At 71.0% G+C, this 8,887-nt stretch carries 9 protein-coding genes; 2 read left to right on the forward strand and 7 right to left on the reverse strand.

Annotated features, from left to right (window positions below; translation table 11 throughout):
• Positions 1 to 32: 32 nt before the first annotated feature.
• The 3 genes from NFR93_RS13595 to NFR93_RS13605 all read right to left on the reverse strand — a co-directional run bounded on the left by NFR93_RS13595 (position 33) and on the right by NFR93_RS13605 (position 3,990).
• Positions 33 to 770, reverse strand: a complete 738-nt coding sequence (locus NFR93_RS13595; RefSeq protein WP_251454224.1) for a hypothetical protein — start codon at positions 768 to 770, stop codon at positions 33 to 35.
• Between the two features lie 49 nt (positions 771 to 819).
• On the reverse strand, positions 820 to 1,323 hold the full coding sequence (locus tag NFR93_RS13600) for an amino-acid N-acetyltransferase (protein WP_251454226.1): 504 nt from the start codon (positions 1,321 to 1,323) through the stop codon (positions 820 to 822).
• 141 nt (positions 1,324 to 1,464) lie between these two features.
• A complete protein-coding gene (locus tag NFR93_RS13605) occupies positions 1,465 to 3,990 on the reverse strand; it encodes an ATP-dependent Clp protease ATP-binding subunit (RefSeq protein ID WP_251454228.1) in 2,526 nt (841 codons plus the stop codon).
• Between the two features lie 178 nt (positions 3,991 to 4,168).
• Here NFR93_RS13605 and NFR93_RS13610 point away from each other — a divergent pair, with 178 nt between their 5' ends.
• Together NFR93_RS13610 and NFR93_RS13615 are read left to right on the forward strand one after the other, a co-directional pair.
• Entirely contained in the window at positions 4,169 to 4,786 is a 618-nt protein-coding gene (locus NFR93_RS13610) for a hypothetical protein (protein WP_251454231.1), read from the forward strand.
• A complete protein-coding gene (locus NFR93_RS13615; RefSeq protein ID WP_251454248.1) occupies positions 4,783 to 5,019 on the forward strand; it encodes a helix-turn-helix domain-containing protein in 237 nt (78 codons plus the stop codon). The genes NFR93_RS13610 and NFR93_RS13615 overlap by 4 nt, the downstream gene beginning before the upstream one ends.
• Before the next feature lie 48 nt (positions 5,020 to 5,067).
• Here the strand turns inward: NFR93_RS13615 and NFR93_RS13620 are convergent, their stop codons facing one another.
• From NFR93_RS13620 to NFR93_RS13635, 4 genes are all read right to left on the reverse strand, one after another.
• Complete coding sequence (locus NFR93_RS13620; RefSeq protein ID WP_251454251.1) at positions 5,068 to 5,817, reverse strand: hypothetical protein; 750 nt, start codon at positions 5,815 to 5,817, stop codon at positions 5,068 to 5,070.
• 115 nt (positions 5,818 to 5,932) lie between these two features.
• Positions 5,933 to 6,949 (reverse strand): MauE/DoxX family redox-associated membrane protein, encoded by a 1,017-nt coding sequence (locus NFR93_RS13625; protein ID WP_251454254.1) that lies wholly within the window; start codon positions 6,947 to 6,949, stop codon positions 5,933 to 5,935.
• 26 nt (positions 6,950 to 6,975) lie between these two features.
• A complete protein-coding gene (locus tag NFR93_RS13630) occupies positions 6,976 to 8,211 on the reverse strand; it encodes a glycosyltransferase family 4 protein (RefSeq protein WP_251454257.1) in 1,236 nt (411 codons plus the stop codon).
• A complete protein-coding gene (locus NFR93_RS13635) occupies positions 8,208 to 8,864 on the reverse strand; it encodes an arsenate reductase/protein-tyrosine-phosphatase family protein (RefSeq protein WP_251454260.1) in 657 nt (218 codons plus the stop codon). The genes NFR93_RS13630 and NFR93_RS13635 overlap by 4 nt, the downstream gene beginning before the upstream one ends.
• Positions 8,865 to 8,887 lie beyond the last annotated feature (23 nt).

Below are 8,887 nucleotides of genomic sequence, written 5' to 3' on the forward strand. Positions count from 1 at the left end.
AAGGGTAGTCCGCGCGATCGCGCCCGCCGAGCTCAGTACAGCTGGAACGAGATGGCCTCGATCGCGGGGATGCCTGCGATCTCGACCTCGAGCCAGTACGTCGAGCCGCTGCCGGGGGCACGGGCACGGTCGCCGCGGCCGCAGGAATCCACCGACGAGCGCGTGCGGTCCCACTCCAGCGGTTCGGCGCTCTCGACGCTCTGCCCCGCAGCGAGGGTGACGAACATGTCACTGGGGTCATCCTGACAGTCGGTCGACCGCCACCAGGTGTCTTCGCCGCTGGTGATCGTGAACACCTGGGTCGTGGTTCCGACGTTGATGACGCAGTCGTCCACGCCGTCGTTGGTCAGCCGGATCGACAGCTGTGGGTTCTCGCCGGTGGGATAGGCGCCCTTGTCCGCAACCGCCTCCACCGTGATGTCCCGCGCGGCGCACGGCTCGGCGACGGGCTCGGCCACCGGGGACGGGGTGGCCTCGGCGTCGGTCGCGGCACCCGTCTCGCCGTTGTCCGCTTCATCGTCGGCGTCACCGTCCCCGGCCTGGCCCTCAGCCGTCCCGGTGCCGCCCTGTGGGATCGGCAGCGAGGTGGCGACGTCCAGCAGCGAGGGTCCGGTGACGGTGGGAGCATCGGTCTCGGCGGCGGCGCCGCGCCATGGCTGGGCGATCAGCAGCCAGATGCCGAGCACGATCGCAAGCAGCACGACGACGAACAGCAGGCGCCGCCGGCGGTAGACCGCCGGGGAATGCCGTCGCCGAGGAGTGCCGCTCATGCCACTCAGGGTACGTCGCGCTTCGGCGGGACCCGGGGGCGGCACGCGGTCAGAGCGTCTTCAGCATGCGCGTGTTGCCGAGGGTGTTCGGCTTCACATGAGCCAGGTCGAGGAACTCGGCGACGCCCTCGTCCGGGCTGCGGATGAGCTGCGAGTACACGTCGGGGTCGACCACCTGCTCGCCGATGGGCTCGAACCCACGGCGGGTGAAGAACTCCACCTCGAACGTGAGGCAGAACAGCCGCGTGAGCCCGAGGGCGCGAGCGTTGTCTTCGAGCCGCTCCACGATGGCCCGGCCGACGCCGTGGTGGAGCCACGCGTCCGAGACGATGAGGGTTCGGATCTCGCCGAGGTCTTCCCACATGACGTGCAGGGCGCCGCATCCGATCAGCTGTCCCGTGGCATCTTCGGCGACGACGAACTGCTGCACGGCTTCGTAGAGCACGACGAGGTCCTTGCCGAGCAGGATGCGCCGCTGGACGTACGGCTCGAGCATCTGCTGGATGCCGCGGACGTCGGCGGCGCGCGCGGTGCGCACCTGGAAGTCGCTCATCGCTCAAGACTACGACCGCGGGCCGGGCAATCCCGTCGCACCGGTCCGACCACGACGAAGAGCGGATGCCGCAGCAACCCGTGCTGCGGCATCCGCTCTTCGTCTAATCGAACTCTGCTTCTCGAACCCTGTCGCGAGGACTCAGTCCGAGGTGATCGCCAGGTCGGGGCTGGCGGTGATCTCGCCGCCGCCGACCACGCCGACCGCGACCTTCTCGCCGCGAGGACCGTGCTCGAACACGAACTGGCCGTTCTCGGCGTCCACCTTGACGTGGTCGCCGGCGTCCAGCTCGCCGTGCAGGATCTTCTCGGACAGACGGTCCTCGATCTCGTGCTGCATCGCGCGACGCAGCGGGCGAGCACCGAGAGCCGGGTCGAACCCGATCTCGATGAGCCGCTCCTTGGCGGGCAGGCTGAGCTCGATCGTCATGTCGCGGTCGAGCAGACGCTCTGCCAGGCGCTTGGTGAACAGATCCACGATCTGCACCAGCTCGGGCTTGCTCAGCTGCGGGAACACGATGATGTCGTCGACGCGGTTGAGGAACTCGGGCTTGAAGTGACGCTTGAGCTCTTCGTTGACCTTGCCCTTCATCCGGTCGTACGACGTCGCGGTGTCACCCTCGACCTGGAACCCGACCGGGCCGCCCGCGATGTCGCGCGCGCCGAGGTTGGTGGTCATGATGATGACCGTGTTCTTGAAGTCGACCACGCGGCCCTGACCGTCGGTCAGTCGACCCTCTTCGAGGATCTGCAGCAGCGAGTTGAAGATGTCGGGGTGGGCCTTCTCGATCTCGTCGAAGAGCACGACCGAGAACGGCTTGCGCCGCACCTTCTCGGTGAGCTGGCCGCCCTCTTCGAAGCCGACGAACCCGGGAGGGGCACCGAACAGCCGCGAGACGGTGTGCTTCTCACCGAACTCCGACATGTCGAGCGAGATCAGCGCACCCTCGTCGTCGAACAGGAACTCCGCGAGCGCCTTGGCGAGCTCGGTCTTTCCGACACCGGTCGGACCGGCGAAGATGAACGAGCCCGACGGGCGCTTGGGGTCCTTCAGACCCGCGCGCTGGCGGCGGATCGTCTTCGACAGCGCCGAAATCGCCTCTTCCTGGCCGATGACGCGCTGGTGCAGCGCCTTCTCCATGAAGACGAGACGGCTCGACTCCTCTTCGGTGAGCTTGAAGACCGGGATGCCGGTGGCCTGGGCGAGCACCTCGGCGATCAGTCCTTCGTCCACGACCGCGTGGGTCGCGACGTCACCGGAGCGCCACTGCTTCTCGAGACGCAGGCGCTCGGCGAGCAGCGACTTCTCCTCGTCGCGCAGCGACGCGGCCTTCTCGAAGTCCTGGTCTTCGCTCGCGCGCTCCTTGTCTTCACGGACCTTGGCGATCTTGTCGTCGAACTCGCGCAGCTCGGGCGGGCTCGACAGGATCGACAGGCGCAGGCGGGCGCCGGCCTCGTCGATCAGGTCGATCGCCTTGTCCGGCAGGAAGCGGTCCGAGATGTACCGGTCGGCCAGGTTCGCCGCGGCGACGATCGCGCCGTCGGTGATCTGCACCTTGTGGTGAGCCTCGTACCGGTCGCGCAGCCCCTTCAGGATGTTGATCGCGTGCGGGAGGCTCGGCTCGGCGACCTGGATCGGCTGGAAGCGACGCTCGAGAGCGGCATCCTTCTCGAAGTGCTTGCGGTACTCGTCGAGGGTCGTCGCGCCGATCGTCTGGAGCTCGCCGCGGGCGAGCAGCGGCTTCAGGATCGAGGCGGCGTCGATCGCGCCCTCGGCGGCGCCGGCACCCACGAGGGTGTGGATCTCGTCGATGAAGACGATGATGTCGCCGCGCGTGCGGATCTCCTTCGTGACCTTCTTGAGCCGCTCTTCGAAGTCACCGCGGTAACGGGAGCCGGCGATGAGCGAGCCGAGGTCGAGCGAATAGAGCTGCTTGTCCTTGAGCGTCTCGGGCACATCGCCCTTGACGATGGCCTGCGCGAGGCCCTCGACCACGGCGGTCTTGCCGACGCCGGGCTCGCCGATGAGGACGGGGTTGTTCTTCGAGCGGCGCGACAGGATCTGCATCACGCGCTCGATCTCCTTCTCGCGCCCGATGACGGGGTCGAGCTTGTTGTCGCGCGCGGCCTGCGTGAGGTTGCGGCCGAACTGGTCGAGCACCTGCGAGCCGCCCTGCGCGGACGCCTGGGACTCGTTCGCGGCTCCCGATACGGCGGCGGGCTCCTTGCCCTGGTAGCCCGAGAGCAGCTGGATGACCTGCTGGCGCACCTTGTTGAGGTCGGCGCCGAGCTTGACCAGCACCTGAGCGGCGACGCCCTCGCCCTCGCGGATGAGGCCGAGGAGGATGTGCTCGGTGCCGATGTAGTTGTGTCCGAGCTGCAGCGCTTCGCGCAGGCTCAGCTCGAGGACCTTCTTGGCGCGCGGCGTGAAGGGGATGTGGCCGGTCGGCTGCTGCTGACCCTGGCCGATGATGTCCTGCACCTGCTCGCGCACGGCGTCGAGCGAGATGCCCAGGGACTCCAGGGCCTTGGCGGCGACACCCTCGCCCTCGTGGATGAGACCGAGCAGGATGTGCTCGGTGCCGATGTAGTTGTGGTTGAGCATCTTCGCCTCTTCTTGGGCGAGGACGACCACACGACGGGCTCGGTCGGTGAATCTCTCGAACATCGCTCTTCCCTCCGGCTCGGGGCGATAGGCCCACTGCGGGCGCTGTACATAGAGGCTAACGAGCGGGGGGATGCCGCATGCCCGTGTTCGCCAGGGGCATACGCGGCGCCGCGGTTGACGTGCGCCTACCGGCGACGTATCGTTTTTCGATAACAACGTTTATCGATATGGAGTGATGATGAGCCAGACCCGCGAGAGAGTGATGTCACGATCGGATGCCGCAGCCATGGCCCTGTTCATGGTCGCCGGCGTGGTGATCGCGGTGTGGACGACGGTGGCCGCCATCGCGCGGATCATCGAGGTGCTGCCCAATCGCGACGTGCGGGTGTTCGCCGAGTTCGCCGGCACCACCGGCGAGGCCCCGATCGGCCCGAACGGAGCCGCCGCCACGGTGGAGCTCGACACGGCGTGGGTGATCGCACCGCAGCTGCCCGGCGCATCGCTGTGGGCGCTGGTGCTTCAGCAGGTGGTGATGGCGGCCGCGGTGTGGGCTGTGGTGGCGTGCCTGCTGGTGCTGACCTGGAACATGCTGCGCGGCCGCATGTTCAGCCGCACCAACACCCGGCTCGTGACCGCCGCCGGTCTCACGACGTTCTTCGGGGTCGCTTTCGTGCCGTTCCTCGGGAACATGGGCGCCAACGGCGCGTTCGCGTGGATCTCGGACCGCACGTTCGACAACGTCATCGTGGCCGTCGAGCCCTTCACGCTCGTGCTGCTGGCGTTCGTCTCGGCGCTCGCCAGCCTCGCGTTCACCGTCGGCGACCGCCTGCGTCGCGAGACCGAGGGGCTGGTATGACGCCGGCGGCGGTCGACGAGGACGGACCCACCGGCATCCACTGCCGCCTCGACGAGCTGCTCGCCGAGCGGAACATGACGGTGGCGCGGCTGTCGGAGCTCGTCGGGGTCTCGGTGGTGAACCTGTCGGTGCTGAAGAACGACCGCGCCCGCGCCATCCGCTACTCCACGCTGTCGGCGATCTGCCGCGCACTGGACTGCGAGGTGGGCGACCTGCTGGTGAGGTCGGACTGACCCTCGACCACGCGCCGGCCGCGCCGGCCGCGCCGGCCGCGGGGCGGGTCAGTCGGAGCCGGCGATCCTGACCTGGGCGTCGAACTCCGCCCCGGTGAGCACGAGCTCGGTGGCGTCATCGGCATCGTCGACGGGGATGACGGTGACGCGCGGGGCCATGTCCATCGTGCAGACCTGGTCGGCCGGCGGGTCCTGCACCGCGACGGTGACGGTACTGCCGCTCGCCTGGGCCGATGCGATCACCGGAACGCACCCGGACGAGCCCCACGTCAGAAGCAGGAGCAGGTCGTCGTCGGCCCACCCCGCGGTGGGCTCGTATGAGGTCTCGGATCCCGGCATCCCCTCGAGCGATGCGTCGCCGTCGAGGTCGAGGTCGTCCGGGTAGGTTCCAGTCACGCCGATCTCGAGGTCGGCGGCCGGGTCGACGCCCTCGGGGAGGCCGACGTACGTGCCCCGGGGCACGAGGTCGCGCGTGCAGGCCTCGCCTTCGCGGTCGTCGAGCTGCACGGTCAGCACGCCGTCGGCGTACTCAGCCTCCTGTGCGATGGGCGGGCACGACGAGCTGCCCGACGTGACGAGGCCGATCGCGCGGCCGTCGTCCAGCCACGCCGCCTCGACGTCACCGCCCTGGTCGTCGGCATCCGCGCTCGATGTGGGTGCCGGCGACGGTGACGCCGACGGACTCCCGTCGACCGCGCGCGGCGCGTCGACGACGCCGCCCGCGCCGGTCGAGGTCGAGCAGCCCGCCAGCCCCGCGGCGAGCGCCAGCGCGATGATCCCGGCTCCGATGCGCTTCATGTCGTCTCCTCGTCCTTCACCCGGGGTCGATCCCGGGTGCAGCCCCGCTGTGCCGCTGTGCCGCTGACCATCGAGTGTCGGCGACCCGCCCATCGTCTCGCTCCGCGTCCTCTGCCTACTCCGCGACCTGTGCGACGGCGGCGAGCTGCTCGTCGAGGGTCGCGCGGATATCGGCGACGAAGTCCGCGATCTTGAGATACCCGATCTCGGGTCCCCCGGCGAGGAGCCCGTCGATGCCCAGCAGCACCGCCGTCGGCGTCGGCCAGTCCTCGATCGACCCACTGACGTAGCCGTGCGGGTCGTGCAGCGACTGCGGCTCGCTCGTCTCGGTCAGGGTGCTGTCACCGGGCGGCCGGGCGATCAGCAGCCGGATGTCGACCTCGGGCAGGAGCGTCCGCCACTCGGGCACGCGCTCGATCACGGGCTCGCATCCGCCGCACGTCTCGGACACCGCCATCAGCAGCATCGGGCGCTTGGCCGCGAGGCGCCGCAGGTTCATCGTCGTTCCGTCGGCGAGCGTCACGGGCACGGCGGGGGTGCGCAGGCGCACGTACTCGTCCTCGCCGTCCTCGCCGACGGTCAGCGGGTGCGCCGGCGCTTCGACGACGGGGGATGCCGCAACCGGCCACAGGATGAGGGCGACCGTGGCCGCGGCGACCGCCGCGCCGACGAGCCAGAGCCATCCCGAACCGTCCGCCGCGGCGGCGACGGCCCCGCCGACGAGCGGAGTGGTCCACACCACCGTGGTCGTGATGACCGCGAGCAGCAGCAGCCAGGCGTTCCGAGCGATGGTGACGCCGGTGACGGGGGTCCGTGCCCCGAAGCAGGCACAGCTCGTGCCCAGGGCGCGGCGGTGGACGGCGACCACCATCCACAGGTACGCGCCCATCAGCGCGACCGCCACGAACGCGGCGAGAAGACCCAGCACCCCGCCGAGCACGGCGAGGGCGAGACCGAGCGCCAGCTCGGCCCACGGGTGGACGGCGAGCAGCCACGGTCTCCGCAGCGGACGGGGGACGCCCATCTCAGTCCAGCCGGCGAGGTCGTCGGGGGTTCGCAGCTTCGCGAACGCGCTGGCGATGAGCACACCCGCGAGCACGAGAGGCAGGACGATCGCGAGCGGGCCCGGCATGATTCCGATGATAGACCTGGGCGCCCTCAGCGCCGACGGTCCACTGCCACGCGTTCTCGGCGCGCGCCGGCGTGACCGGCGCGGTCGCGCACGGTGCGGAAGAAGGCCGCGTGCGCGGCGGCGACCTCGGCGTCCGAGAGCAGTCCCGGGGTCGTCAGCGCGTTGCGGGCGAGGCGGGCGCGCAGCGCGTCGTCCTCGGCGAGCCGGTGGAGCGCGGCGCTCAGGGCGGGCACGTCGCGAGGCGGCACGACGAGTCCGTTGCGCTCGTGCTCGACCCACTCCGCAGGCCCGCCCTCGCCCGCCACGACGGTGGTGCGTCCGGCGGCGAGGTACTGCAGCACGTTCTGCCCGAGCGGCTCGGGCCGGGTGGAGTACTGCACCGCGACGTCCCAGCGCCGCAGCACCTCGGCCGGCTGCTCCACGTGCCCGTGGAAGACGACGCGATCCGCCACCCCGAGCTCTTCGGCCCGTTCCCGCAGCCGGTCGAGGTGGTCGGCGTGGCCGAACAGGGCCGCACCGGCGAACTCCAGCACGGCGTCGGTGTCGCCGTGAGCGCGCGCGAAGGCTTCGAGCAGCAGCGACTGCCCCTTCCACGGATCGATGCGCGCCAGCATCCCGATGCGCAGCGGCCCGGCTGCCCGCACCGTGGTGTCACCGGGACGGCGATCGGATGCCGGATCTGCCGGTCGCAGCCCCGAGGCGCTCGGAATGACCACCGTCGCCGCGTCGGCTCGCAGGAACGGCCGGGCCGAATCGAGCGTCGCGCGCGAGTTCGCGATGACGCCGTCCGCCCGCGGCAGTGCGAGGCGCGACATGACCGAGAAGCCGAAGCCGCCGAGGGCCTCGGGGGTGACGAGGTCGCGCAGGTGCACCACGAAGGGCACGCGCGAGGTGACGGCGGCGAGCGCGCCGTACGCCGCCGCGCGGGCCGTGTTGGCGTTGACGACGTCGGCGGTGCGGAAGGCCGGGTCCAGGCGCGTGACCGCCGCCTGGACGAGGAGCCGCCCCGCCGCGAGCGCGGCCGCGCCGACCCCGCCCGCGCTCACCCCGGCGCGCTGAGCGACCCCGGCGATCCGCACCGGCACGCGACCGGCCAGGTCGGCGTACACGCCGCCCGCCGCGCTCGGCGGCAGCAGGAGCAGCGGCTTCCATTCCGGGTCGGCCTGCAGCAGGCGCAACAGCGCGAACTCCGCGCCGCCCGGCACCGACGTGTGGTCGAGGTGCACGACGCGCAGCATCCCGCGCACGGGCGCATCGCTCACCGCGGCTCCGCACCGGCGAGACGGGTCAGCATCGTCTCGCCGTCCGCCGCCGCCGCGAGGTAGGCGTCGCGGTCGGGGCGCGGCATCCCGAACAGCGCGTGGGCGAGGTGCGCGAGCGGCGCCACCTCTTCGGCGACCATCTGCACGTAGGCGGCGTCGTCGCGCCCCTGCGGGTCGATGACGTCGTCGGCGTCGCCGGCGGTCGCGCCGCGGTGGTCGGCGAGCTCGGCGACCACCCGCGCGAGATCGCGCACGACGAGGGGCCGGGATGCCGCATCCCGCGCCGCGGCGATGCGTCCGGCTTCGCGCATGGTGAACGTGCGGCGCAGCGCCGCGGGCACGCGCCCGAGCACCTCGTCGCGCTGGCGGCGCGTGGCGACGAGGACGAGGTCGGAGGCGGCGATGAGGCCGTCGGTGATCTGGGTGGCGGTGTGGGCGGAGCCGTCGGCGCCGAGGCTGCGGGCGATCCGCTGCGCGCGCTGCCCCATGGGCGCGCCGACCGGTGCCCCGAGCCCGGCGCTGCGGACGACGACGTGCCCCGACAGCGGCGCCGGAAGGTACCAGCCGACCCAGGTGCGCAAGAGCTCCGCGGCCAGCGGCGACCGGTGGATGTTGCCCGTGCAGACGGTGAGGATCGAGAACGAGACAGCCATCGTCACCCCCACAAGCGAACGAA

This window comes from Microbacterium sp. Marseille-Q6648 (assembly GCF_943181415.1).
Classification (GTDB): domain Bacteria; phylum Actinomycetota; class Actinomycetes; order Actinomycetales; family Microbacteriaceae; genus Microbacterium.